This window comes from Salinigranum rubrum, from assembly GCF_002906575.1.
Taxonomy (GTDB): domain Archaea; phylum Halobacteriota; class Halobacteria; order Halobacteriales; family Haloferacaceae; genus Salinigranum; species Salinigranum rubrum.
This window is the reverse complement of the sequence record NZ_CP026309.1, coordinates 2,327,078-2,349,856: the sequence shown is the minus strand read 5'-3', so window position 1 is coordinate 2,349,856 and position 22,779 is coordinate 2,327,078. Positions and strand designations below refer to the sequence as shown.

Here is a 22,779-nt window from a genome sequence, read left to right as displayed (position 1 = left end):
CGTATGAGCGCGACGACCGACGCGGAGACGGAACCGGACCGGACGCCGGGGACGAGCCTCCTCGAAGTCGAGAACCTCGACGCGGGCTACGGCGACCTCCAGATCCTCACCGACGTGGACATGTTCGTCGACAGTGGCGAGTACGTCACCATCGTCGGACCCAACGGGGCGGGGAAGTCGACGCTAATGAAGAGCGTCTTCGGGCTCACCAGTCACATGGGAGGGGTCGTGACGTTCGCCGACGAGGACATCACCGGCCTCATCCCCGAGGAGATCATCCACAAGGGCATCGGCTACGTCCCCCAGAACGACAACGTCTTCGCCTCCCTGTCGGTGCAGGAGAACCTCGAGATGGGCGCGTACATCCTCGACGAAGTACCACAGGACGCGCTCGAAGCCGTCTTCGATCGCTTCCCCATCCTCCGCGAGCGGAAAGAGCAGAAGGCCGGCACCATGTCCGGCGGCCAGCAGCAGATGCTCGCGATGGGCCGGGCGCTCATGCTGGAACCGGACCTGCTCCTCCTCGACGAGCCCTCGGCCGGGCTAGCGCCCGACCTCGTCGACGACATGTTCGACCGCATCGACGCCATCAACGACGACGGCACCGCGGTCCTGATGGTCGAGCAGAACGCCAAAGAGGCGCTCCGTCGCTGCAACAGGGGGTACGTCCTCGCCAACGGGAAGAACCGCTACGTCGACACCGGCGACGCCCTCTTGAACGACCCGCAGGTTCGACAGGACTTCCTCGGCGGCTGAGCCCCGCCGGGCCTCGGGGACACCCGTTCGTCGCCACCCTCCCCGTGGAGCGTCTCACGACGAGTCCGAAGCGGCGCGTTCAAGGCCACGCCGTCTTTTCTCCTCGGTATGACCGTCGTCTGCGTGCTCTGCGACCCGCCGCGACCCGGACTGGTGCTCTCCGACCTCGTCGAGAACGGGCCGCTCACGGGCGAGGAAGCCGCCGACCTGTACGCCGCAATGCTGAAGGACACGTTCGTCGCCGTCGAGCGCTCCGGGGGCGACCTCCTCGTCAACTACCGGCCCGAGGAACACCTCCCCGAAGAACATCGACGCGACGAGGGTGATGCGGAGGCGGCGGTCCGCGCGCTCGCGGCCGACGCCCTGTCGGACCTCGACGACGTCCGGTTCGAGGTACAGGTCGGCTCGTCGTACGCTGCCCGCGCCGGGAACACGGCGACGCACCTCCTCCGCGAGGAGGACGCGGATTCCGTCGCTGTCGTCCGCGGGACGGCCCCGTTCCTGACGCGAGCCACGGTCGATTCGGCGGCGATGAAGCTCCGCTCGACGCCGGTCGTCCTCGGCCCCGCACCCGAGGGGAGAGTGTTCTACGCGGCGTTCACCGAGCCCATCGATTTCGCCGACGCCTTCGCCGCGCCGGAGGTCTCGACGCTCGCCGCCCGGGGTGACGAGGCCGACCTCGGCGTCGACTTCCTCCCGATGCAACCGGTGCTCCGGACGCCCGCCGACTTCGACACCGTCCTCCCGCTCCTCGCCGCACGCCGGGACGCCGGACGGATCGTCCCGAGGGAGACGGCACCGCTCATCGCCGAACTGGGACTGCTCGACTGAGGACGGGGAGTTCGCGCGGGTCGCACCGAGGTCGACTGTTCCCCTCGACTCCTCGATGTTGGCGCTGTCCCCGATATTCGACGATTATCCCACCGAAATCGGACGACGATTGAACCGTTCTAACCGGCTATTTTTAAATAATATTGGCTGCAACGAATACCGTGTGACCGGTGGCCGCTCGCGGCGAGTGGCCCCTCGCCGTCCGTGGAACGAGCCAGATGACACCACCCACTACCCCGAACCAGTCGTCCAACGCCGAGCGCGCCGCAGTGGTGAACCGACACGTCACGAAGCGGATCGAGGCGGTGAACGAGTGCGACCCGAGCGACGACCCGGGCGCGTTCGACTTCGTCGTCGAGGGGGACTCCTTCGACGAACCGGCGCTCGGACTTCTCGCGAGCTATCTCGGCGCCGCCGCCACGCACCACTCCACCGCGCTCGACATCGCCGTCGACGTGCGTCGCGTGGTCGTCGAGGTGGAAGGCGGGATGACACGGTTCGACGGTGGCGCCGTCGAACCGCCCGGCGAGAACGACCTCTGGCGTGCCACGCCCACGGAGCAGAGCCGCGTCCGCGCGCTGATCGAGGCACACACCGACGATTCGGCCGACCGCCTCGCGGTGTGGCGCGACCGACTCGTCGGCGACGACGTCCCGTTCTCGATGGTGCCCGGACTCGTCGGCGTCGACCTCCTCGTCACGCCCCGGGCGGCCCTCCGTGACGTGACGGACGACTGAGCCCTGACCCGACTGCCCATAGACTCATATAGTTCGGCAGTATCTTTCGTGATAGAATGTCCTGTACCAATGTGGATTTCTCGTGACTGACCGTTCGTCGGCCCCGGAGCACGCGCCGTCGCCCATGGCTCTCGCCGCGGACACCCATCGGGTCGAAGCGGTGAACGCCGTCGACGCGGCCGCCCGTCGCAGCGAAGACCGTGGAGATGCCGCCGCTCCGGCCCACACGCGCGACTCCTTCGACTTCCGGTTGACTCGTTCGGTGGACGCGCCAACGGCGGCCGGGACGGTACTCGAACTGTTCGCGAGCTACCTCGTCGCGGCGAGTCACAGCCTCGTCGACCCGCTCACAGGACGCGTCGACGTCGTGCGGGTCGTCGTCGACGGGACCGTCCCGACGGACGCGGATGCGGCACCGGGCTTCCGGACGGCGGTAGCGTCGATGTCGGCGACGCTGCACGTCGAGACGCCCGCGGACGACGCGGCCCTCGAAGACTGGCGGCGGACGCTGCGCGACGCCGAGCCGACACAGGAGGCCGTCCCGACCGACGTGACGGTGTCGCTCGCGGTCGTTCGCACGTCTCGCGTGTCGGGCGACACCCGATAGCGACCGACAGCGTAACGGCTTTGAGGTGCCCTCCCAACCGTCCCGTATGGACTGGCCACACGACCCCGACGGAGAACAGGGGAGCGAGGGCCGACGGAAGTACGGCCACGCGATCATCGCCAAGAAGATCGACGAGGAGGAGGACTTCCCGCTCTCGCGCGACGAGTTCGTCGCCGAGTACGGCGACGACCCCGTCCGGATCGACTACGAGCGCGTCGTCTCGCTCCGGGAGGTGTTCGAGGGCGTCGAGGAGGAGGAGTTCGCCGACTTCGTCGAACTCCACCAGGCGCTCGGCCGCGCGATGCGCGCGAACGACCTCTGGTTCTACGAGGGCGCCGACGAGTTCGTCCGCGAGCGCGCCTAGTCGCGGTCGTCGTACTCGGCGTCGAGTTCGAGTTCGACCGGGCTGCGCTCCCACGTCCGGGGTGCGTTGCCGGTGACCTCCGCGCGCACCTTCTCTTCGATGAGGTTCACCGCGACGCTGTTTGCCCCCTCGGGGATGATGAGGTCCGCGTTCCGCTTCGTCGGCTCGATGAACTGCTCGTGCATGGGCTTGACCGTCGAGAGGTACTGCTCGATGACGCCCTCGAGTTCCCGCCCGCGCTCGATGACGTCGCGCCGGATGCGCCGGAGGATGCGGACGTCGGCGTCCGTCTCGACGTACAGCCGCAGGTCCATCATCTCGTTGACCGCGTCGTCGTGCAGCGCCAGAATCCCTTCGAGGATGATGACGTCGGTCGGCTCGACGGTCGTCCGCTCGGGTTTCCGGTTGTGCTCGGAGAAGTCGTACTGGGGCATCTCGACCGCCCGCCCCTCCAAGAGGGCGCTCATCTGCTCGCGGAGGAGGTCCCACTCGAACGCCGAGGGGTGGTCGTAGTTCCGAGCCCTCCGCTCTTCGAAGCCGAGGTGGCTCAGATCCTCGTAGTAGTTGTCGATCGGGATCCGAGTCACCGAGTCGCCGACGTTCTCCGTGATGAGCCGTGCGACCGTCGTCTTCCCGGCGCCGGTCCCCCCGCGATTCCGATGACGAACGACGGGATGGCCATTGGTGTAGAGAGGGCCGGGCAGCCAGTTTCAACGTGTTGGTTTCGACCATCGTCGTCGGGCGAGACACGCCCCGCGGAGCGCGCGGTCTCCCGTGAGACGTCTGTAGCGTTCCTATCCGACCGCGATATATTCATTCATCCGCGAAAAACGTCGAATAAATCATAAAGGACACAACGGAGTAGACATATGTGTTCAGTTCACAAGGGTAGATTTATAAGCGGCTGTACCTATCGACGGAATATGGTCCGTGATATCGACCGACGTAAGTTCCTGAAAGGAGCCGGCGCAGCCGGTGTTGCTGGTCTCGCCGGCTGTATCGGTGGGGGCGGAAACGGTGGCGGCGAATCCGGTGGCGAGTCCGGCGGTGAAAGCACCGAATCCGGCGGTTCGGAGATGACCGAGACCGAGAGCGGTGGTTCGGAGATGACCGAGACCGAGAGCGAGGGCACCAGTTCGAGCGGGAGTATGAGCGGTCCCGACGGCCTCGTCATCATCGGCTATCCGGAGTCCGGTATCCAACTGTTCCGCGACTACTACAGCCAGACTGACGGGAGCCACGCCATCCTCATCCCCGACGGTCTCCGCGACGGGGCGCTCCCCGCACAGGTGGGTAATCCGATGGAGAACGTCACCGGGACGGCCCCGGCCGCCGGCGGCCCGAATCAGGAAGCGTTCACCAGCCTCTTCGAAGAGCAGTACGGCTCCGCGCCCGGCGTGTTCACGTCGCAGTCGTTCGACTCCGCGGCCATCGGCATCCTCGCCAACGCGGCAGCGGGCGAGAACAGCGGTCCCGCCGTCAAGGACCAGATGCGCCGCATCGCCAACCCCGGTGGGATGGAGGTCGGCCCGCAGAACTTCGTCGAGGGCGTCGAAGCCGCGGCGAACGGCGACGACATCAACTACCAGGGTGCCTCCTCGGCGACGAACTTCGACCAGAACGGCGACCCCGCCTCGGCGGCGTACGCCATCTGGGAGTTCGAGGGCGTCGAGTCGCAGTCGACGACCACCCTCGAAACCCAGTCGTTCTCCGGGCAGAACCCCGACGGGAGCGGCCCGTCGGCCGACAGCGGCCCCGGCGGCAGCGACCGGGAGGTCTCGCTCGGAATCCTCCTGCCGGAGACGGGTGACCTCGCGTCGACCGGCCAGCCGATGATTCAGGCCGCACAGATCCCGGGGACGCTCGTCAACGAGAGCAACCCGGCCGGCCTCTCCGTGAGCGCCCAGGTCGAGGACACGCAGACCTCACCCAGCGCGGGCGTCGCGGCCGGTCAGTCGCTCGCCAGCGCCGGCGTCCCGTTCGTCTGTGGCACCGCCTCCTCTGGCGTGAACGTCCCGTTCTCCCAGCAGGTCGCCATCCCGAACGAAATCGTCGGCTGCTCGCCCTCGTCGACGGCGCTGTCGGTGACGAATCTGGAGGACAACGACTTCATCTTCCGGACCGCACCCTCGGACCGCCTGCAGGGTCGTGTGATGGCGCAGGTCATGGCCGAGCGCCTCGGTGCCTCCTCGGTGTCGACGCTGTACGTCAACAACGACTACGGCCAGCAGCTATCGAACCGGTTCTCCAGCGTGTTCGAGGACAGCTTCGACGGCGAGGTCATGACGCAGGTCGCGTTCAACATCGGCGAGTCGTCGTACTCGTCGGTCATCGAGAGCGCGCTCTCGGGCGGCGGCAACTGAGCCCGCGTACGACTTCGACTTCTCCGTTTTTTCACCGGCGAACAGATGCATCGCGACACCGCGGGCACGTCGTTCGAACGTGAGGGTCGTCAGTTCGACAGAGGGAGTACGCTGCTCGCTTCCCGACGGGTCCGTGTCGTCGAGTGTGAGTCACGGTCGGCGCGGTGGCCCGTCGGTGCGGGCGCGGGCCGTCGGCGGTCTCTTCGGCCTCGACTCAGCGACTCCGTCGTCCCTTCGTCTGGCGGTAGTCGCGCCCGAAGACGTTCTCGACGACGTGTTCGACGAACGCGTCGGTGTCGGCGTCGGTCTGGGACTCCAGGGACCGCATCGGGACCAACTCGAACCCTCTCCCGCGGATGGTCGTCGCGTGCGCCGCCTCGATGTCGAAGCTCTCGGGCGGGCGGGTGGTGTACTCCACGGCGAGGGTTCGGAGCGCCCGTTCCCCGACGGGCACGATGATGTGGGGGTTTATCATCCGAATCTCGGCCGTCAGGAACGGGTCGCAGTTCGTCACCTCGGCCTCGGTGGCGGGTCGGTCGGGGTGGCGACACCGCGCCAGGTAGGTGAGAAAGACGTTCTGGAGGTCGGGTTCGGTCGCGTCGGGCGGCGACCGCGAGAAGCCCAGTTCGCCGAGGATGCCCTGGAGTCGCTCGCCGACCCCGTCACCCGTGAAGGGGACGCCCGTGCGGTCGGCCGCCCGGGAGGGGGAGTCGCCGACGAAGAGGAACTCCGCGCCCACGTCGCCGTAGCCGTGGACGACCTGCGTCCGCGTCTCGGGTAACGCGTCGCAGTTCGTACACGCTTCGTCCATGTTGAAGGGGTTCCGGAGGCGGTCTTGTTCTGCGTCCACAGTGGGGTGTCGGGACGAGCGGGGAAAACCTCCGGGGTCTCGTCGGGGGTGTTCAGTGCGGTGAGTCCGTGTGAGCGAGTGGGCGGGGAGCCACGACGGGGGGAGATCAGTGGACTCGGCAGACCGCGCGACACACGGGCGCGGTGAAGCCACGCCCTCCCCAGCCGATTGCGGTACTCGACACTCGCTTTGCTCGTGTCCTGCGTTCCTCATCCACCGGCGCAACAGCGTTGCTCCGAGCCGTTCGTTCGGTTCCCTCCGGTCGCCCGTGGAGACACCGGTTGCGGAGGAACGAGGCTGCGGTTCACCGCACCGTCGCTCTCCCGTCTGTCGTCGATGGGTACGGAGTGAAAGTAAAACAGGGCGACTCCACGACGAGAGCGCTCGAATCGACCACGGGCAGCGAGAGCGACGCGGAGCAGCCGGTGAAAGTGGTTCGCGGGTCGACCCCTGTCAGCTAGCGGCCCAGACCGCCTCGCTCCTTCACTTCGAGGATGAAGCGGATGTTCCGGTAAATCTCCTCGGGCGTCGTCTCCTCCGCCTCGTCGTAGAGGTCGCTCACGCGGTAGAGCACGGCGGCGAGTTGCTGGCTCTCCGACGACTCACCCCGGAGGTCGTCGGCCATCTCGCGGAGGAGTCGCATCCGTTCGGGGTCCGGTCCGAACTCGTCCCCGGCGGGTGAACTCATCGCGAGACGCGCCGTCGGTGGACGATGCCGACGTTGTTCGCGACGTTCTCGGTCATCACCCGGAGCGCGTCGGCGGTTTCGTTCCCCTCTGCTAAGACCATCGGCTTCCCGCTGTCACCGCCCTCCCTGACGGCGGGGTCGAGGGGGACCGACCCGAGGAAGGGGAGTTCGTTCTCGTCGGCGAAGGCGCGGCCACCACCGGCACCGAAGACGTCGTGGAGGGTTCCGCAGTCCGGACAGCGGAAGCCGGCCATGTTCTCGACGATGCCCAGCACGTTGGTGTCGTGCTTGCCGAACATCCGCAGCCCCTTCCGTGCGTCGTCGAGCGCGACCTCCTGGGGCGTGGTGACGATGACGGCTCCGGTGAGGGGGAGCGTCTGAAGGATGGTGAGCTGCGTGTCGCCGGTCCCCGGCGGGAGGTCGAGCACCATGTAGTCCAGCGCGCCCCACTCGACGTCCTCGACCAGTTGTGTCAGGACCTTGTGGACCATCGGGCCGCGCCAGATGACGGGGTCGTCCTCGCCGACGAGGAAGGCCATGCTCATGAGCTTCATCCCGAACTTCTCCGGCGGGACGATGGTCTCCTGTGAGGTGGCCTGGGGGTGTTCGTCCGCGTCGACCATCCGCGGCACGTTCGGGCCGTAGACGTCGGCGTCGAACAGGCCGACGCGAGCGCCGAGCTTCGAGAGGCCGGCCGCGAGGTTGACGGCGATGGTCGACTTGCCCACGCCGCCCTTCCCCGACGCGACGGCGACGATGTTCTTCACGCCGGGGAGCACCTCGTCGCCCGACTGGTCGGGGAGTTTCGCCGTCAGGTCCGCGTCGAGGCCTGCGTCGGCCAGTACTTCCCGAACACGCCGGGCGATGGCCGACTCCTGTGGCGAGTACGGCGCCCCGAGCGCGAGCGACACGCGGGCGGTCTCGCCGTCCAGTTCGACGGCGTTGACGAGTCCCAGCGAGACGATGTCGTCACCGAGTGCCGGGTCGTCGACCCCTGCCAACAGCTCGCGTACGTCCGCTTCGTCCATGCGGTGTCTTCCGTCTGTGCGGCGAATAAGGGTTGTGAAGGGTGAGTGTGCGACACCGCCACTGCGCCGATGGTCACGCCGAGAGCCTCTTGGGAACCGACCGTCGAACTCCCCGCCGACTCGACGACCACCGTTATGTCGGACACGACATTACGTACGGTCACGTTCGTCCGCAGGATGTAATGACAACCGGTTACGCTCGCCCCGAATTGACCCGGCAAGTTAAGACTCCACACACCCACGACTCTCCCATATGCTCGAGGACGACTTCGGTCGGGAGGTGACAGGGGTCCGGGTCTCGCTGACGGACCGGTGTAACTTCGACTGCGTCTACTGTCACAACGAGGGGCTGGGCGACACGCGCGGCCCGATGGAGCCGGGAGACAGCGAGATGTCGACCGACGACGTCGTGCGCTTCCTCGAAGTCGTCGAGGAGTACGACGTCCGCAAGGTGAAGTTCACCGGGGGCGAGCCCATGCTCCGGCAGGACCTCGAAGAGATCATCCGGCGGACCCCCGACTCGATGGAGACCTCCCTCACCACCAACGGGACCTTCCTCCCCGGGCGGGCCGAGGCGCTGAAGGAGGCGGGGCTGGCGCGGGTGAACGTCTCCCAGGACGCGCTCGACCCCCAGGCGTTCGCCGAGATCACGAAGTCGGGCGCGTACGACAAAGTGATGGAGGGCGTCCGGGCCGCCGTCGACGCCGGCCTCACGCCGGTGAAGCTGAACATGGTCGTCTTCGAACACACCGCGGGCTACGTCGAGGAGATGGTCGAGCACGTCGCCGAGAACGAGGGGCTCCAGCTCCAGCTCATCGAGTACATGCCCGAACTCACGGGCAAGCCCGAGTGGAACATCGACATCGACCGCGTCCACACCTGGCTCGCCGACATCGCCGACCGCGTCGAGCGCCGCGAGATGCACGGCCGCCGGCGCTACTTCGTTAACAGCGATGCCGCGTCGGACGGGTCCGACGGCGGCATGGTCGAGATCGTCGACCCCGTCGAGAACGAGTCGTTCTGCGCGAACTGCCACCGCGTGCGCGTCACGCACGAGGGATACCTCAAGGGGTGTCTCAACCGCAACGACGACCTCCGACCGATGGGCGAGATGACCCGCGCGGAGATCCGCGAGGCGTTCGAGGCCACGGTCGCCAACCGAGTGCCCTACTACGGCGAGTACCTCGTCAAGGACGACGGCGAGTGGGTCGTCAACGACGAGTACCTGGGCGTCGACCTCGACCCGGTCACGGCGGACGACTGAACCCGTTCGCTCTTCTCCGAGCCGCCCGATCACCCGGCGTGACGGCCGTGTCGACCTCCTGCACGCGGCGAGCCTTTCGTGACGTTTAAGTGCGCTCTTCGAGTTGTATCGACTGCACACACTGTAGGGGCACCGGGTCCCGAGTCCGCCGGTATGGGCGACAGTGAATCAGAACGCGGGTTGCGGTAGCCAAGCCTGGCCCAAGGCGCAGGGTTGCTAACTCTGTGGCGTCAAGCCTCCGGGGTTCGAATCCCCGCCGCAACGCTCACCAAATTAGTCATGAGTGCAGAAGAACCACAGGACGACTCTGCCGAAGACGACGACCTTCGGTACTTCGTCAGAATCGGTCAGACCGACCTCGACGGGACGAAGAGCGTCGAGCGAAGCCTGTCCGACATGGACGGAATCGGCAAGCGTACAGCGCGAATCGTCGCCGACGCGGCCGACGTCGACCGAATGGCGACGTTCGGCCGCCTCGACGACGACGACATCGACGCCGTGATAGAGGTCGTCGAGAGCCTCGAAGACCACATCCCGGCGTGGATGGCGAACCGCCAGCGCGACTTCTACACCGGGGAGACGAGCCACATCGTCGGCTCGGACCTCGGTCAGAAGCGCACCCACGACATCAACCGGATGAAGATGATCAACTGCTACAAAGGGGTGCGCCACAAGCGCGGGCAGAAGGTCCGCGGACAGCGAACGAAGTCCACCGGTCGCTCCGAGGGCACCATCGGTGTCAACGTCGAAGCGATCAAGGAGGACATGGCTGAGGAAGCAGCGGGTGAAGACGAATGACGACCGGCAAGAACACCAAGTTCTACGAGACGCCGAACCACCCGTTCCAGGGCGAGCGCATCGCCCAGGAGGGAGGTCTGCTCGGCGACTACGGCCTGAAGAACAAGGAGGAGCTCTGGCGCGCCCAGTCGCAGCTTCGTGACATCCGTCGCGAGGCCCGACGCCTCCTCGGTGAGGCACAGGGCGACGTCGAGGACGCAGAGGTCGCCGGTGCGGAGTTCCTGAACCGGCTTCGCCGACTCGGCATCCTCTCCGAGGAGGACGACCTCTCTCAGGTGCTCAGTCTGGACGTCACGGACCTGCTCGAACGGCGTCTGCAGACCGTCGTCTACCGCAAGGGGCTGGCGAACACGCCGAACCAGGCGCGTCAGTTCGTCACCCACGGCCACATCACGGTCGACGGCGCCCGCGTCACGGTGCCGTCGCGGAAGGTCGAGGTCGACGAGGCGGACCTCGTCGCCTTCGACGCGAACAGCCCGCTCGACGACGACCTTCACCCGGCCCGGGCGGAGGCACAGGAGTAACACCATGAGTGAATCAGACGAAGACCGCTGGGGCATCGCCCACATTCACGCGTCGTTCAACAACACGCTGATGACCGTCACCGACCAGACCGGCGCCGAAACCGTCGCCAAGTCCTCTGGCGGGTCGGTCGTGAAGCAGAACCGCGACGAAGCGTCGCCGTACGCCGCCATGCAGATGGCCGACGCCATCGCCGAGGAAGTGAAGGCGGCGGGCATCACGAAGCTGCACGTCCGCATCCGCGGACCCGGCGGCAACCGGACGAAGTCGCCCGGTCCCGGCGCGCAGGCGGCCATCCGCGCGCTCGCCCGCGCCGGCATCGAAATCGGTCGTATCGAGGACGTCACGCCGCTGCCGCACGACGGCACCCGAGCGCCCAAGAACCGACGGTTCTAAGATGACAGCCAATTTCGAAGTCGAGTTCATCGAACGCTCCGACCGGAAGGCGCGCTTCGTCGCGCGCGGACTGACGCCGGCGTTCGCCAACGGCATCCGCCGGGCGATGATCGCCGACGTCCCGACGTTCTCCATCGACGACGTGCGGTTCGTGGAGAACTCCTCGGTGATGTTCGACGAGATGATCGGCCTCCGTCTGGGGCTGGTCCCGCTGACGACGCCGCTCGACGACTTCGAGGTCGGAGAGAGCGTCACGCTGGCGCTCGACGTCGAAGGCCCGGCGACGGCGTACTCCGGCGACATCGAGACGTCGGATGCGCTCGTCGAACCCGCGGACCGGAACGTCCCCATCATCGAACTCAAGAACGGACAGCGGCTCGAACTCGAAGCCGACGCGGTCCTCGAAACGGGGAAGAGCCACGCCAAACAGCAGGGCGGCGTGGCCGTCGGCTACCGACACCTCCAGCGCGTGGAGGTCGTCGGTGACGACCCCGACGCCGAGTTCGACGAGCAGGAGCCCAACATCCTGCGCGGCGTCATCGAGGACGAGGGCGAACTCGTCCCGACAGAGGAGTTCGACAACGACCTCACGAACCGCTACCCCGGCAAGGAAGTCGAGGTCCACGACGTTCCGGGCGCGTTCGTCTTCCACGTGGAGACGGACGGGTCGTTCAGCGTCGAGGAACTGGTGACGCGCGCGGTCGACTCCATCGAATCGCGCGCGGCCGAACTCGAAGAGAAGGTCGCGATCTAACCACAGGACAGCACAGATGCGCCCCCGAAACCCCACACCCACGACGGCTCGCTCGCCCGCCTGGCCAGCAGAGCGGCCCGAGGTTCCAATCGAAAGCGGTTTCAAGGGGCACGCAGTAGCGGAGTATGCACGCAGGGATAGCCAAGTCTGGCCAACGGCGCAGCGTTCAGGGCGCTGTCCCATAGGGGTCCGCAGGTTCGAATCCTGCTCCCTGCATCCTCCGATTTCTCTCCCCGATTACAGACCATGAGTAAGACGAATCCGAGACTCGCAAGTCTCATCGCCGAGCTGAAGGCGGTCTCGCGCGACTCCGGCGCCAACGTCTGGGCCGACGTCGCCGACCGCTTAGAGAAGCCACGGCGCACCCACGCAGAGGTAAACCTCGGACGCATCGAACGGTACGCCCGCGAGGACGAGACCGTCGTCGTCCCCGGCAAGGTGCTGGGCAGTGGTGTGCTGCAGAAGAACGTCACCGTCGCCGCCGTCGACTTCTCGTCGACCGCTCGCACGAAGATCGAGCGGGTCGGCGACGCCGTGACGCTGGAACAGCTAGCCGAACAGAACCCCGACGGGTCGAACGTACGGGTGATTCGATGAGCGTGGCCGAGTTCGACGCGGACGTCGTCGTCGACGCCCGCGACTGTATCCTCGGTCGCGTCGCCAGCGAGGTTGCACAGAAGGCGCTCGCCGGCGAGTCGGTCGCCGTCGTCAACGCCGAAGACGCGGTCATCACCGGCTCCGAAGAGGACGTCATGAGCGTCTACCGCAAGCGCGTCGACGTCGGCTCCGACCGGGGGCCGTACTACCCGAAGCGTCCCGACCGCATCTTCAAGCGCGCCGTCCGCGGCATGCTCCCGTACAAGAAGCCGCGCGGCCGCGAGGCGCTCGAACGCGTCCGCATCTACGTCGGCAACCCGTACGACGACGAGGGCGAAGTGCTCGAAGGGACGTCGCTGGACCGCCTGTCGAACATCAAGTTCATCTCGCTCGGCGAAGTGAGCGAGAATCTGGGGGCTAACGTCACATGGTAACCAACACGTCTGGCAAGAAGAAGACGGCCGTCGCCCGTGCTACGGTCAGGGACGGCGAGGGTCGCGTGCGCATCAACTCCCGACCGGTCGAACTGGTCGAACCGGAGATGGCCCGCCTGAAGATGCTGGAGCCGTTCCGCATCGCCGGCGACGACCTCCGTTCGCAGGTCGACCTCGACATCTCCGTTTCGGGCGGGGGCGTGAGCGGACAGGCCGACGCCGTCCGCACCGCCATCGCGCGCGGTATCGTCCAGCACCTCAACGACGCCGAACTCCGCGACGCGTTCATGGAGTTCGACCGCTCGCTGCTGGTGAACGACGTCCGCCAGTCCGAGCCCAAGAAGTGGGGCGGACCGGGCGCACGAGCACGCTACCAGAAGTCCTACCGCTAGGTGACCGAACCATGATGATTCCCGTCCGGTGCTTCACGTGCGGCAACGTCGTGGGTGAGCACTGGGACGACTTCAAGCGACGCACGGAGGCGGGCGAAGACCCCGCCGAGGTCCTCGACGACCTCGGGGTCACCCGCCACTGCTGCCGTCGGATGATCGTCTCGCACAAGGACCTCGTCGACGTGGTGGCTCCCTACCAATGAAACAGCGCTACAACCGCTACGAGAAGGCACGCATCCTGGGCGCGAGAGCCCTGCAAGTGTCGTACGGCGCGCCGGTGCTCATCGATTCCGAGCAGTCCGAGCCCATCCTCATCGCCGCCGAGGAGTACGACGCGGGCGTGCTGCCGTTCACCGTCAAACGGGAGGGCAACTGACATGACGCTGCCCATCGCAGGTGGAGGTGACGCATGACGCTCATCAGCTCCGTCTCGCTCCGCCGTGTGCTCGACTCGCGTGGAAACCCGACCGTCGAGGCCGACGTCCTCACCGAATCCGGCGGGTTCGGCCGTGCCGCCGCCCCCTCGGGGGCGAGTACCGGCGAGTACGAGGCTATCGAGCTTCCGCCCTCGGAGGCCATCGCGGCCGCCCGCCGACTGGCCATTCCCCGACTGGAGGGCGAGGTACACACCGGCGACCAGCGCGCGGTCGACACGACGCTTCGGGCCGCCGACGGCACGGAGAACTTCTCCGAAATCGGCGCGAACTCGGCAGTCGCCATCTCGATGGCCGCGGCGAAAGCCGGGGCCGACACCCTCGGTCTGCCGCTGTACCAGCACCTCGGAGGAGCGTTCCGCGGCGACAACTTCCCCATCCCCCTCGGCAACGTCATCGGGGGCGGCGAGCACGCCAAGGAGGCGACTCACATCCAAGAGTTCCTCGCCGCACCCGTCGGTGCACCCTCCGTCGCGGAGGCCGTCTTCGCCAACGCGAAGGTCCACGGCCGCGCCTCCGAACTCCTCGACGAGCGGGACGTCCCCGCCGCGAAGGGAGACGAGGGCGCGTGGGCGCCACCCATCTCCGACGCGGAGGCGTTCGAGGTGATGGAAGAGGCCGTCGAGGACGTCGCGGACGACCTCGGCTTCGAGATCAAGTTCGGCCTCGACGTCGCCGCGAGCGAACTCCACTCCGAGGAGGGCTACGACTTCGGCGACGAGGTCAAATCGACGGCGGAGATGATCGCCTACATCGCCGAGATGGTCGACGAGTACGACCTCGCCTACGTCGAGGACCCCCTCGACGAGAACGACTACGAGGGCTTCGCCGAACTCACCGACGAGGTGGGCGACCGGACGCTCATCTGCGGCGACGACCTGTTCGTCACGAACACGTCGCGTCTCCAGGATGGCATCGACGCCGGCGCCGGCAACTCCATCCTCATCAAGCCGAACCAGATCGGCTCCTTGACCGACGCGTTCGACGCCATCGAACTCGCGACCGAGCACGGGTACGACTCGGTCATCTCCCACCGCTCGGGCGAGACCGAGGACACCACCATCGCACACCTCGCCGTCGCCACCGACGCGCCGTTCATCAAGACCGGCACGGTGCAGGGCGAGCGAACCGCCAAGCTGAACGAACTCATCAGAATCGCGGACGACGCAGTCTAACGAATGAGCGACAACGACAACGACGCGGTCGAGGTCGTCGACGAGGAGGAGGCCGCCGAGGCCCCCGACGTCGAGACCGAGGCCGAAAACGACACCGAAGAAGCCGCCGAGGCCCCCAGCGAGGAGGCCGAGGTCGAAGAGACAGCCGCGGCCGACGAGGCCGCCCCGGCGACCGAGGCGGACGTCGAGGTCGCGGAACCCGACGCCGAGGAGGCCGACGACGCGCCGACCTTCGACGAGGACGTCATGCCGGACGAGGAGGCCGACCTCCTCATCCCGGTCGAGGACTACCTCTCCGCTGGGGTCCACATCGGTACCCAGCAGAAGACGAAGGACATGGAGCGGTTCATCCACCGCGTCCGCGACGACGGCCTCTACGTCCTCGACGTGAGCCAGACCGACTCTCGGATCCGGACGGCCGCGGACTTCCTCGCGAACTACGCGCCCGAGCAGATCCTGGTCACCTCGTCCCGGCAGTACGGGCGGTTCCCGGCGAAGAAGTTCGCCGACGCCGTCGGTGCCCGCGCTCGCACCGGGAGATTCATCCCGGGGACGCTGACCAACCCGGACTACGCCGGGTACATCGAACCGGACGTCGTCGTGGTGACCGACCCCATCGGCGACGCTCAGGCGGTGAAGGAGGCAATCACCGTCGGTATCCCGGTCATCGCGATGTGTGACTCGAACAACCAGACGTCGAACGTCGACCTCGTCGTCCCGACGAACAACAAGGGTCGACGCGCCCTGAGCGTGGTGTACTGGCTGCTCGCCAACGAGACGCTCGACCGCCGCGGCACCGATCAGGTGTACGCCCTCGACGAGTTCGAGGAAGTCTAGCGCGAGAGTTTTCGCACAGCGCCTTCGTTTCCCGACCGTCCGACGCCGAGAGCCGACGCCGTGGGTCGGATTCGACGAACGCCGTCCGAGCTACTCCAACGGTCCTCGCTGCTGAGCCAGCGCCATCGAGTTCGTGACGTTCCACACCTCGACTACTTCTCCTCCTCGTCGTGGACGGAGCACTCCGCGAACACGCCACGAATCGTCTCGGCGTGCCCCCGGACGGAGTCACAGTCGTACTCAGATTGTTCCGGCGAGCGGTCGACGGTCGACCGAACTCGGTCCCGTCCACGAGCAGTTTTCGTCGCGGCCGGCGAACCTGCTCCCGATGCTGTTCATGATCATCGAGCGATTCCGCGAAGGGGACGCCGAAGCGGTGTACCGTCGGCTCGACAGCGAGGGCCGGAGGATGCCCGACGAACTCGAATACCTGGGGAGCTGGGTCTCAGCCGACCTCGGTCGGTGTTTCCAACTCGTCGAGTGCGACGACGTCGCCCTCGTCCAGGAGTGGGTGGTCGCGTGGCGGGACTTGGTCGAGTTCGAGGTGGTTCCGGTCACGGAGGGCGCGGCGACGGCGGAGGCGGTGAGTTCGGCGACCGAGCGCGAGTGACAGCGTCACTCGACGATGCCGACGCGCCCCCTGAGGAGGTCGTGGTCGAACCACGCCAGGCGACGGCCGCCCCACTCGACGGTCGGCGTGAGTTCGTACGCCGTGCGCGCCGCACCGAGGTCGTCGGTCCCGAGAAGGACGGCGACGGGGCGCGCGCCGAGGCCGTCGAGTCGTGACTCGCTCGCCGGGACGAACGCGACAGGCGCGCCGGGGACGACGCTCGCGTCGCCGTCGACGGCGCCGGTGTCGATGGGCGTCGGCCCGGCCGTCCGATAGCGGCGGTCGAACAGCGCCGCCGCGTCGTCGGTGCTCCTGACGCCGAGGACGACCGTATCCAGTCCGGTGAGCGCGGTCACGTCCGCTGTTTCCGCGACGCGCCAGTGACGGGGAGTCCGGTCGACGATGGGAAACGGCAGGAGCCACCGGTCCGGCGAATCGACGCGTTCGAACACCTGGTCCCACTCGACGCGGCGGCCGTCGGGGCGGTCCCGGCTGCCGTGGATGGGGCCTTCGATGCAGAATCCCGCGTCGATGGCGCGCTTGGCCTCGCGGACGATATCCTCCACCCGTACACACCACGCGGCCGGTCCCGCCCTCGCGGCGAGCGCCTCGGGCCAAAAGCCCGCGTCGACGGGGTCGGTTCCCTCGGTCGGGGCGATGTATTCGAGGTACGAGCCGTCCGCGAACCCCGTCAGCGCCATGTGTGTCGTCCCGTCGGCGTGCGTCCCGCCGTGGTCGAACGGGAGGCCGACGTGGTCGAGCGCGTCACGGACCGGCGTGAGGTCGTCCCACCCGAAGGCGACGTGGTCGAGTTGCATACGGGTGGGTCGACGCCGGCGGACAAAAGCCACGCGTCTCCGTTCGGGACCGTCGCCGGCAGAACAGGGCAGTACGTCCCTTCGGACCCCGCGCTTGCCGGTCCGAAGGGTTTTGTCGGTACCTCACCCACTGTGTGGTATGAACCTGTACCGGAGCGTCCGGGCGGTCGCCGAGTCCACCGGCGACGGCTCCGGAGCGATCGATTGGGACGCGGTCGCCGAGGCGGCGCAGGCCTCCGTCGAACCGGGGTCGCTCTCTCTGACACCGGCGGAGCGCGAGGGGTACGCCACCGACGTGCGGGACGCCCGACGACGACTTCGCTCGGTCGGCGAAGTCGAGTTCGAGGTCCCCCCGACCATCGAGATTCAGAACCGTCACCACTGGATCGACGCCAACATCGAGACGTTCGAGCGGGTGATGCGCCCCATCGAGGAGCACGGAACGACGGTCCTGCCCGGGGTGACCCGCGTCGTCAACACCGGGACGATGGCGTTCGTCCTCTCGTTCCTCGCGAAGCACGTCCTCGGGCAGTACGACCCGCTCCTCCTCGCCGACGGCGACGAGGACCACGGCCTCTATTTCGTCCACCCGAACATCGTCCGCGTTTCGGAACTCTTAGACGTCGACTACCCTCGCTTCCGCCGGTGGATCGCGTTCCACGAGGTGGCCCACGCCGCCGAGTTCGGCGCCGCGCCGTGGCTCTCCGGGCACCTCGAGAGCCGGATGGAACGCGGTCTCGACGCCCTCGCCGCGGGCGATCTCGACCGGGAGGCGTTCTCGGACCTCGACGTGGCGATGACCGCCGTGGAGGGCTACGCCGAACTCCTGATGGACCGGGCGTTCGACGACGAGTACGCGGACCTTCGCGCCAAACTCGACGCCCGGAGACAGGGCGGCGGCCCGCTCGCCCGACTGGTCCGTCGGCTCCTCGGCCTCGGTCTGAAGCGCCGACAGTACGAGCGCGGTGCCCGATTCTTCCGCGTGGTCGCCGATGCTCGTGGCGTCGGGGCCGCCAGCCGGGTGTGGGACCGCCCCGAGAACCTCCCGACCAGCGCCGAACTCGACGACCCCTCCCGGTGGCTCCGCCGCGTCGACCCGTAGCGCCTCGCAGAACGCCTCCGACTCGTCGTCGACCTCAGACTCATCACCCACATCGAGGACGGACTCGTCGCTCGTTCCCTCTCCGAGTACGCCAGCGCCTCGGGCTGTGACTCCCGGCAGCGTCACGAGATCGATACGGGGGGTTTCAGGACGGTTCGCCGAGGTGACGGCGAGCCTTCCGACATCTTTCCCTCGATAGTGAATCGAACCTGTCAGCGACGCGGTCGACGTCGGTTGGTCTCGCGGCGGAACTGCGCCGACCAGCGCCGGAGCCAGTAGAGCAAAACGCCGCCGAGGACGAGCCCCGCGACGACCGCGGCACCGATCTGAAGGGGCGTGGCGCCGCCCTGTATCGCGACGAGCCCAGCCGAGATGCCGACGAGGACGACGAAGCCGACCTGGAGCCGGGTGTTCGCGACCCGTCGCTCGTCGTCGGTGATGCTCGGACCGACCATTATCGGGCGTCCGTCGCGGGCTGGTGGGGTGCGGAGACGTGCATGGTGGCGAACACCCACTCGCGGGCGTCACCGTCACCGCGGGGTTCGAGCACGCCGCTCCACCGCGTCTCGAACGCGTACGACGTCTCCCGCTCCGTGTCGCGCCACGCGAGGTCCACCCGGTCGGTGAACCATCCCGGTTCGTCTCCCTGGGGCTCTTCCACGCGGAGGTCCTGGCTCTCGACGGTCCACGCCTCCGTCGTTCGGGTCTGTTCGCGGAGGGCTTCGGCAATCGCGTCGAACCCGACGGTTCGTGAGAACACACCCACCTTGACGACGTCCGGCCGCTCCGCGAAGTACGCCTCCAGCGGCTCCCCACGACGGAGTGCCTCGTAGTAGTCGAGGACGGTCTCCCGAGCGCTCATACGCGTCGGAAGGGAGCGGAGGGATTTGAAACCGATGGACGGGGGCAACTAGGCGAACCCGCGTCCGATGTCGTCGTCGTCGATCAGGTCTTCGAGTTCGGCTTCGAGCAGTTCCTCGCTCTCCTCGAACGTCGACGAGAGGTCGTCGAGGCGGTCGGGCCGACCGGTGAACTCGTACTCCATCGGGCCGAACGCCGGGCTCTCGATGGCCTCCATGAGGTCCTCGAAGAAGTCCTCGGGCGACGTCGGCGCCTCGCTGTGGACCCGGAGCGTCTCCTGGAGCCGGGTACCCATCGTCTTCGCGTGCTCTTCGTCGTCCGGCGGTTGCTGAACGGCGAACCGGCCCTGGTCCTCGTTCGAGGGCAAGAGCGGGTCGATGTCGCCGTCGACCTTCCGCGCGACCTGCGTGCCGACGCCCTTCAGTTCGTAGGGGTTCTTCGCGTACGTCTTGAGGTGGTAGACGCCTCTCGACGGGTGGCCGAAGTAGAGGTCCTCACCCACGCCCTCGCGCCGCTGGCCGGCGACCGCACGCCAGCCCGACGGGTCGGTCGACTCCGACGAAACCTCGGCGAGAATGTCCTTCCAATCACGGACGCGCATGGGTAGGTGTAGCGACAGTACACACGTTAGCGTGTCGGTCACGGCTCACAGCATCAACGCCGAGAACGGCGGGGGGAGATTCATATCGGACGACGAGAACGTGTCTCTATGCCAGACATCTCGGTCACGGACGACCAGCGCGAGCGACTCGACCGCGTCCGGGCGCATCTCGCCGAGGACGTCGCGTACGGCCACGTCAGGCCGCGTGACGCCCTCGAATACCTGCTCGACCGGTTCGAGGCGGAGTCGGACACGGACGTGAGCGTCGAACTGCCGGCGTCCGAAACTGCGTCGTCGGACGACGACGGGAGCGACCAGAACGCCGACGCCGAGTTCCAGGTCAGAAACGGCGGGCCGCCGACGAGCGTGGAGGCGACGGACGACGGAGACGCCGACGACGAGACGGCGGACGCGACAGCGACTCCGTCGGGGGACGACTCGGAAGGCGACGCGCGACTGAGTTCGGTGATGAGCCTGCTCGACGACAACGACGACGTGTGGCGCGAGGCCAGCGGCGGCGAGGAGAAGTACGAGGTCGACCTGCCCGACGGCGGGACGGAGCGCGCGCGGACGAAGGACGACGTCCGGGCGGTCCTGTTCAAACACTACCGGTGAGCCACGTGAGAGACAGCACGACGGACCGGGACTCGGGGTGAGGCGAGGGTGTCGTCAGACAGCAACGCACGGGACGAGGCCGTCGACGAGGAACACGGCTTCGTGTGGGGGGCCACGGTCGACGCGGACCGTTCCCCTTCGAAGGCCACGGACGCCGCCGAGCCCCCATCCGAGACGGGTGTGAACTCGACGCGTAATGCGGGCGGCTTCGAGTGGTGTGACCCCGTGGCTGACGCCGACTCGGATTCGGACTCGGACTCGGATGCGGATTCGGACTCAAAGGTGGAACTTCGCCTCGACCCGTCGCTCACGACGGAGACCCGACTCGACGGCACGGACGACGAGGCCGTCGCGCTCCTCGCCTCCCTCCGGCGTGACCCGACGTACGGCCGCTGGCGACAGGTGGAGACGGAACTCGACGAGGAGCCGGATGGGAACTGAGAGCCACCCTAGCGACGGACGAGATACAGTCCGAGCCCGGACGCGACGACGGCGATGGCCGCGAGGACAACGAACAGTTCGGCGGGCGCGGCGTACGTGAGGACGACGCCCGCGACGGTCCCGCCGAGCGCCCCGACGCCGAACACGCCGAGGTAGGTGTAGCCGTACGAGAGGCCGCGGGCGTTCGCCGGGGTGTACTCCGCGACGGTCGCCTGGTAGAACGGCTGGACGAAGAAGAGGAAGAAACCGATGAGCGCGCCGAGGGCGACGAGGGGAGCGATACCCACGGACGCGACGGGGAAGAAGACGAGTGCGAGGAGCGCGAGCGTCCCGAAGCCGACGACGATGCCCTTTTCGACCTCGATCCGATCCGAGAGCTTCCCGCCGGCGTACTGGCCGAAGACGCCGACGACGAGGAGGCCGGCGTAGAAGTACCGCTCGGGGCGGACGAGCTGTGACCCCCCCGCCGATGGCCCGGGCGATATCGGCCGGAAGCACCGTCGAGAGCGGGAACGGCTCGAAGCCGGGCACCGACTCCAGAACGCCGGGGAGGAACGTCAGGAAGCCCCGGTAGTAGAGTCCAGAACAGAGCGCGACGACGAACACGAGAACGAACCCGCCGGTGAAGAGGCGCAGCGACTCCGAGCGGAACTCCGCGAAGGAGTCGACGCCGGACGACGCCTTCGACCCGCCGTCGGCGGCCGCTTCCTCGCCGGAGTCGTCGTCGGAACGCTCACCGCCGTCAGAGGGTGCTGACGAGGCTCGCGTTCCATCGGAACGCTCACCGCCGTCCGTCGTGGCGACCGCCGCCGTCTCGTCGAACTCCGCGCGCGAGGCGTACAGCCCCGCGACGAGCGCGGGGACGGCCAGAAGCGCCGCGACGACCGTCCAGTCGAAAAAGAGGAGCAGGAGCGTCGTCGCGAGCGGGCCACCGCCTTGTCCGATGTTTCCGGCGATACCGTGGTACGCGAAGCCCGTCCCGCGCTCTTCGACGCCTTTCGACAGGAGGGCCAGCCCCGCGGGGTGGTAGACCGACGCCGCGAGCCCCCAGACGAGGAGGGCGACGGTCACGGCGACGAGTCCGGGAGCCATCGCCAAGAGGAGGAACGACGCGGCCATGCCGAAGAGACAGACGCGGATGAGCCGCCGCGACCCCACGCGGTCGACGAGGACGCCGCTCGGGAGCGCGCCCGCGCCGAACAGTCCGTATCCGGCCGTGACGACGACGCCGAGCGTCGCCGTCGTGACGCCGACCTGCGTGAAGCCGAGGTCGACCGCCGAGAACTCGACGAGCCAGATGGAGACGAAGATCGGAATCGACAGCTCGTAGGTGTGGACCATCCCGTGGGCGAGGCTCACCAGCGCGACGATAGAGCGGTCGTTCCGATTCACACGTGAGTGCAGAGCGCCGGGTGATTTACCCCTTCGGGTCTGCGCAGACGGTGTCAGGATACGCACCTGTCGACGAGAGGGTAGAACACTCGATTCCTCCCGCTCGGCGTTCTACCGTCCGCTGAGGGCGATATATTCCTATAACTTATGAAAAACACACACAAGAAATATAAAATTCCTACCGGTGGGCCATGGCAAAGAATTATATGGGGTGCAAACATAGTATGAGTTGTATTATGGCTGGATATTACGACTACGTGCTCGGTATCATTCCGCTGACCCTCCTCGGACTCACGGCCGCCTTGGTCGTCGTAGGTCTGGAGCTGACGACGGCCGTTCCGCTCGGTGCCGGCGTGTCGGGGCTCGTCGTCGGCCACGCGCTGTTCGTCAACGGACCCGCCGCCCCGACGGAGACGGTCACGCCGCCGACGCAGACGTCGACGGACCCCGCGGACGCCAACGCCCCGCTCCCCGAGCAGGCCTGAGACGGTACCCAGCACGTCTTTCTCTCT

At 67.4% G+C, this 22,779-nt stretch carries 31 protein-coding genes, 2 tRNA genes and 2 pseudogenes; 25 read left to right on the top strand and 10 right to left on the bottom strand.

Going from position 1 to position 22,779, the window contains the following annotated elements:
- Positions 1-3: 3 nt before the first annotated feature.
- From C2R22_RS11560 to C2R22_RS11540, 5 genes are all read left to right on the top strand, one after another.
- Complete coding sequence (locus C2R22_RS11560) at positions 4-756, top strand: ABC transporter ATP-binding protein (RefSeq protein ID WP_103425893.1); 753 nt, start codon at positions 4-6, stop codon at positions 754-756.
- 108 nt (positions 757-864) lie between these two features.
- Positions 865-1,587 carry a hypothetical protein gene (locus C2R22_RS11555; protein ID WP_103425892.1) on the top strand — a complete coding sequence of 241 codons (723 nt, stop codon included), beginning with the start codon at positions 865-867 and terminating at the stop codon, positions 1,585-1,587.
- Positions 1,588-1,805: 218 nt separating this feature from the next.
- Positions 1,806-2,324, top strand: a complete 519-nt coding sequence (locus C2R22_RS11550; protein ID WP_162562464.1) for a hypothetical protein — start codon at positions 1,806-1,808, stop codon at positions 2,322-2,324.
- A 124-nt stretch (positions 2,325-2,448) separates the two neighbouring features.
- Positions 2,449-2,931 carry a hypothetical protein gene (locus C2R22_RS11545; protein ID WP_103425890.1) on the top strand — a complete coding sequence of 161 codons (483 nt, stop codon included), beginning with the start codon at positions 2,449-2,451 and terminating at the stop codon, positions 2,929-2,931.
- Between the two features lie 46 nt (positions 2,932-2,977).
- Positions 2,978-3,295 (top strand): DUF5785 family protein, encoded by a 318-nt coding sequence (locus C2R22_RS11540; protein ID WP_103425889.1) that lies wholly within the window; start codon positions 2,978-2,980, stop codon positions 3,293-3,295.
- Here C2R22_RS11540 and udk read toward each other — a convergent pair.
- A pseudogene (gene udk, locus C2R22_RS11535) lies at positions 3,292-3,977 on the bottom strand (uridine kinase). The gene C2R22_RS11540 and the pseudogene udk overlap by 4 nt on opposite strands.
- A 241-nt stretch (positions 3,978-4,218) precedes the next feature.
- Between udk and C2R22_RS11530 the strand changes: the two are divergent.
- Positions 4,219-5,658, top strand: a complete 1,440-nt coding sequence (locus tag C2R22_RS11530) for an ABC transporter substrate-binding protein (protein WP_109745695.1) — start codon at positions 4,219-4,221, stop codon at positions 5,656-5,658.
- 214 nt (positions 5,659-5,872) lie between these two features.
- Here C2R22_RS11530 and C2R22_RS11525 read toward each other — a convergent pair whose 3' ends face one another.
- From C2R22_RS11525 to C2R22_RS11515, 3 genes are all read right to left on the bottom strand, one after another.
- Positions 5,873-6,508, bottom strand: a complete 636-nt coding sequence (locus C2R22_RS11525; RefSeq protein ID WP_103425888.1) for a uracil-DNA glycosylase — start codon at positions 6,506-6,508, stop codon at positions 5,873-5,875.
- A 457-nt stretch (positions 6,509-6,965) separates the two neighbouring features.
- Positions 6,966-7,196 (bottom strand): hypothetical protein, encoded by a 231-nt coding sequence (locus C2R22_RS11520; protein ID WP_103425887.1) that lies wholly within the window; start codon positions 7,194-7,196, stop codon positions 6,966-6,968.
- On the bottom strand, positions 7,193-8,224 hold the full coding sequence (locus tag C2R22_RS11515) for an Mrp/NBP35 family ATP-binding protein (protein ID WP_103425886.1): 1,032 nt from the start codon (positions 8,222-8,224) through the stop codon (positions 7,193-7,195). Before C2R22_RS11515 ends, C2R22_RS11520 begins: the two co-directional genes overlap by 4 nt.
- Before the next feature lie 253 nt (positions 8,225-8,477).
- Here C2R22_RS11515 and moaA point away from each other — a divergent pair, with 253 nt between their 5' ends.
- The 15 genes from moaA to C2R22_RS11440 all read left to right on the top strand — a co-directional run bounded on the left by moaA (position 8,478) and on the right by C2R22_RS11440 (position 16,437).
- On the top strand, positions 8,478-9,488 hold the full coding sequence (moaA, locus tag C2R22_RS11510; RefSeq protein WP_103425885.1) for a GTP 3',8-cyclase MoaA: 1,011 nt from the start codon (positions 8,478-8,480) through the stop codon (positions 9,486-9,488).
- Positions 9,489-9,667: 179 nt separating this feature from the next.
- Positions 9,668-9,752 (top strand) — tRNA-Ser (locus tag C2R22_RS11505).
- Positions 9,753-9,767: 15 nt separating this feature from the next.
- Entirely contained in the window at positions 9,768-10,286 is a 519-nt protein-coding gene (locus C2R22_RS11500) for a 30S ribosomal protein S13 (RefSeq protein WP_103425884.1), read from the top strand.
- A complete protein-coding gene (locus tag C2R22_RS11495; protein WP_103425883.1) occupies positions 10,283-10,810 on the top strand; it encodes a 30S ribosomal protein S4 in 528 nt (175 codons plus the stop codon). The genes C2R22_RS11500 and C2R22_RS11495 overlap by 4 nt, the downstream gene beginning before the upstream one ends.
- Before the next feature lie 4 nt (positions 10,811-10,814).
- Positions 10,815-11,204, top strand: coding sequence for a 30S ribosomal protein S11 (locus C2R22_RS11490; protein WP_103425882.1), 390 nt, complete (start codon positions 10,815-10,817; stop codon positions 11,202-11,204).
- Position 11,205: 1 nt separating this feature from the next.
- On the top strand, positions 11,206-11,958 hold the full coding sequence (locus C2R22_RS11485) for a DNA-directed RNA polymerase subunit D (RefSeq protein WP_103425881.1): 753 nt from the start codon (positions 11,206-11,208) through the stop codon (positions 11,956-11,958).
- A gap of 131 nt (positions 11,959-12,089) precedes the next feature.
- Positions 12,090-12,174, top strand: a tRNA-Leu gene (locus C2R22_RS11480).
- A 30-nt stretch (positions 12,175-12,204) separates the two neighbouring features.
- Entirely contained in the window at positions 12,205-12,555 is a 351-nt protein-coding gene (locus tag C2R22_RS11475; RefSeq protein WP_103425880.1) for a 50S ribosomal protein L18e, read from the top strand.
- Positions 12,552-12,989 carry a 50S ribosomal protein L13 gene (locus C2R22_RS11470; protein WP_103425879.1) on the top strand — a complete coding sequence of 146 codons (438 nt, stop codon included), beginning with the start codon at positions 12,552-12,554 and terminating at the stop codon, positions 12,987-12,989. The genes C2R22_RS11475 and C2R22_RS11470 overlap by 4 nt, the downstream gene beginning before the upstream one ends.
- Positions 12,983-13,381 (top strand): 30S ribosomal protein S9, encoded by a 399-nt coding sequence (locus tag C2R22_RS11465; RefSeq protein ID WP_103425878.1) that lies wholly within the window; start codon positions 12,983-12,985, stop codon positions 13,379-13,381. The genes C2R22_RS11470 and C2R22_RS11465 overlap by 7 nt, the downstream gene beginning before the upstream one ends.
- 11 nt (positions 13,382-13,392) lie before the next feature.
- Positions 13,393-13,584, top strand: coding sequence for a DNA-directed RNA polymerase subunit N (locus C2R22_RS11460; protein WP_103425877.1), 192 nt, complete (start codon positions 13,393-13,395; stop codon positions 13,582-13,584).
- The gene (locus C2R22_RS11455; RefSeq protein ID WP_103425876.1) at positions 13,581-13,757 is read left to right on the top strand and encodes a DNA-directed RNA polymerase subunit K; all 177 of its coding nucleotides are present in this window, start codon (positions 13,581-13,583) and stop codon (positions 13,755-13,757) included. Before C2R22_RS11460 ends, C2R22_RS11455 begins: the two co-directional genes overlap by 4 nt.
- Before the next feature lie 33 nt (positions 13,758-13,790).
- A complete protein-coding gene (gene eno / locus C2R22_RS11450; protein WP_103425875.1) occupies positions 13,791-14,990 on the top strand; it encodes a phosphopyruvate hydratase in 1,200 nt (399 codons plus the stop codon).
- Between the two features lie 3 nt (positions 14,991-14,993).
- A complete protein-coding gene (gene rpsB / locus C2R22_RS11445; protein ID WP_103425874.1) occupies positions 14,994-15,827 on the top strand; it encodes a 30S ribosomal protein S2 in 834 nt (277 codons plus the stop codon).
- A 328-nt stretch (positions 15,828-16,155) separates the two neighbouring features.
- On the top strand, positions 16,156-16,437 hold the full coding sequence (locus tag C2R22_RS11440) for a DUF3303 domain-containing protein (protein ID WP_103425873.1): 282 nt from the start codon (positions 16,156-16,158) through the stop codon (positions 16,435-16,437).
- 5 nt (positions 16,438-16,442) lie between these two features.
- Here C2R22_RS11440 and C2R22_RS11435 read toward each other — a convergent pair whose 3' ends face one another.
- Positions 16,443-17,255, bottom strand: a complete 813-nt coding sequence (locus C2R22_RS11435) for a VOC family protein (RefSeq protein WP_103425872.1) — start codon at positions 17,253-17,255, stop codon at positions 16,443-16,445.
- Positions 17,256-17,394: 139 nt separating this feature from the next.
- Between C2R22_RS11435 and C2R22_RS11430 the strand changes: the two genes are divergently transcribed.
- Positions 17,395-18,357: a zinc-dependent metalloprotease gene (locus tag C2R22_RS11430; protein ID WP_103425871.1), complete on the top strand. Its 963-nt coding sequence runs from the start codon at positions 17,395-17,397 to the stop codon at positions 18,355-18,357.
- A gap of 212 nt (positions 18,358-18,569) precedes the next feature.
- Here the strand turns inward: C2R22_RS11430 and C2R22_RS11425 are convergent, their stop codons facing one another.
- Genes C2R22_RS11425 through C2R22_RS11415 form a run of 3 tightly spaced genes read right to left on the bottom strand, consistent with a single transcriptional unit; the run spans position 18,570 to position 19,819 of the window.
- Positions 18,570-18,812 (bottom strand): hypothetical protein, encoded by a 243-nt coding sequence (locus C2R22_RS11425; protein ID WP_103425870.1) that lies wholly within the window; start codon positions 18,810-18,812, stop codon positions 18,570-18,572.
- Positions 18,812-19,219, bottom strand: coding sequence for a nuclear transport factor 2 family protein (locus C2R22_RS11420; protein WP_103425869.1), 408 nt, complete (start codon positions 19,217-19,219; stop codon positions 18,812-18,814). The genes C2R22_RS11425 and C2R22_RS11420 overlap by 1 nt, the downstream gene beginning before the upstream one ends.
- A 48-nt stretch (positions 19,220-19,267) precedes the next feature.
- Positions 19,268-19,819: a hypothetical protein gene (locus C2R22_RS11415; RefSeq protein ID WP_103425868.1), complete on the bottom strand. Its 552-nt coding sequence runs from the start codon at positions 19,817-19,819 to the stop codon at positions 19,268-19,270.
- Between the two features lie 108 nt (positions 19,820-19,927).
- Between C2R22_RS11415 and C2R22_RS11410 the strand changes: the two genes are divergently transcribed.
- The gene (locus tag C2R22_RS11410) at positions 19,928-20,434 is read left to right on the top strand and encodes a hypothetical protein (RefSeq protein ID WP_103425867.1); all 507 of its coding nucleotides are present in this window, start codon (positions 19,928-19,930) and stop codon (positions 20,432-20,434) included.
- Between the two features lie 48 nt (positions 20,435-20,482).
- A complete protein-coding gene (locus tag C2R22_RS11405; protein ID WP_103425866.1) occupies positions 20,483-20,875 on the top strand; it encodes a hypothetical protein in 393 nt (130 codons plus the stop codon).
- An 8-nt stretch (positions 20,876-20,883) separates the two neighbouring features.
- Here the strand turns inward: C2R22_RS11405 and C2R22_RS27450 are convergent, their stop codons facing one another.
- Positions 20,884-21,240, bottom strand: coding sequence for a hypothetical protein (locus C2R22_RS27450; protein ID WP_394342392.1), 357 nt, complete (start codon positions 21,238-21,240; stop codon positions 20,884-20,886).
- Positions 21,241-21,331: 91 nt separating this feature from the next.
- A pseudogene (locus C2R22_RS11400) lies at positions 21,332-22,216 on the bottom strand (MFS transporter); the annotation flags it as partial.
- 287 nt (positions 22,217-22,503) lie between these two features.
- On the opposite strand from C2R22_RS11400, the gene C2R22_RS11395 reads away from it, so the two are divergent.
- On the top strand, positions 22,504-22,752 hold the full coding sequence (locus C2R22_RS11395; protein WP_103425865.1) for a hypothetical protein: 249 nt from the start codon (positions 22,504-22,506) through the stop codon (positions 22,750-22,752).
- The last annotated feature ends 27 nt before the right edge of the window (positions 22,753-22,779 follow it).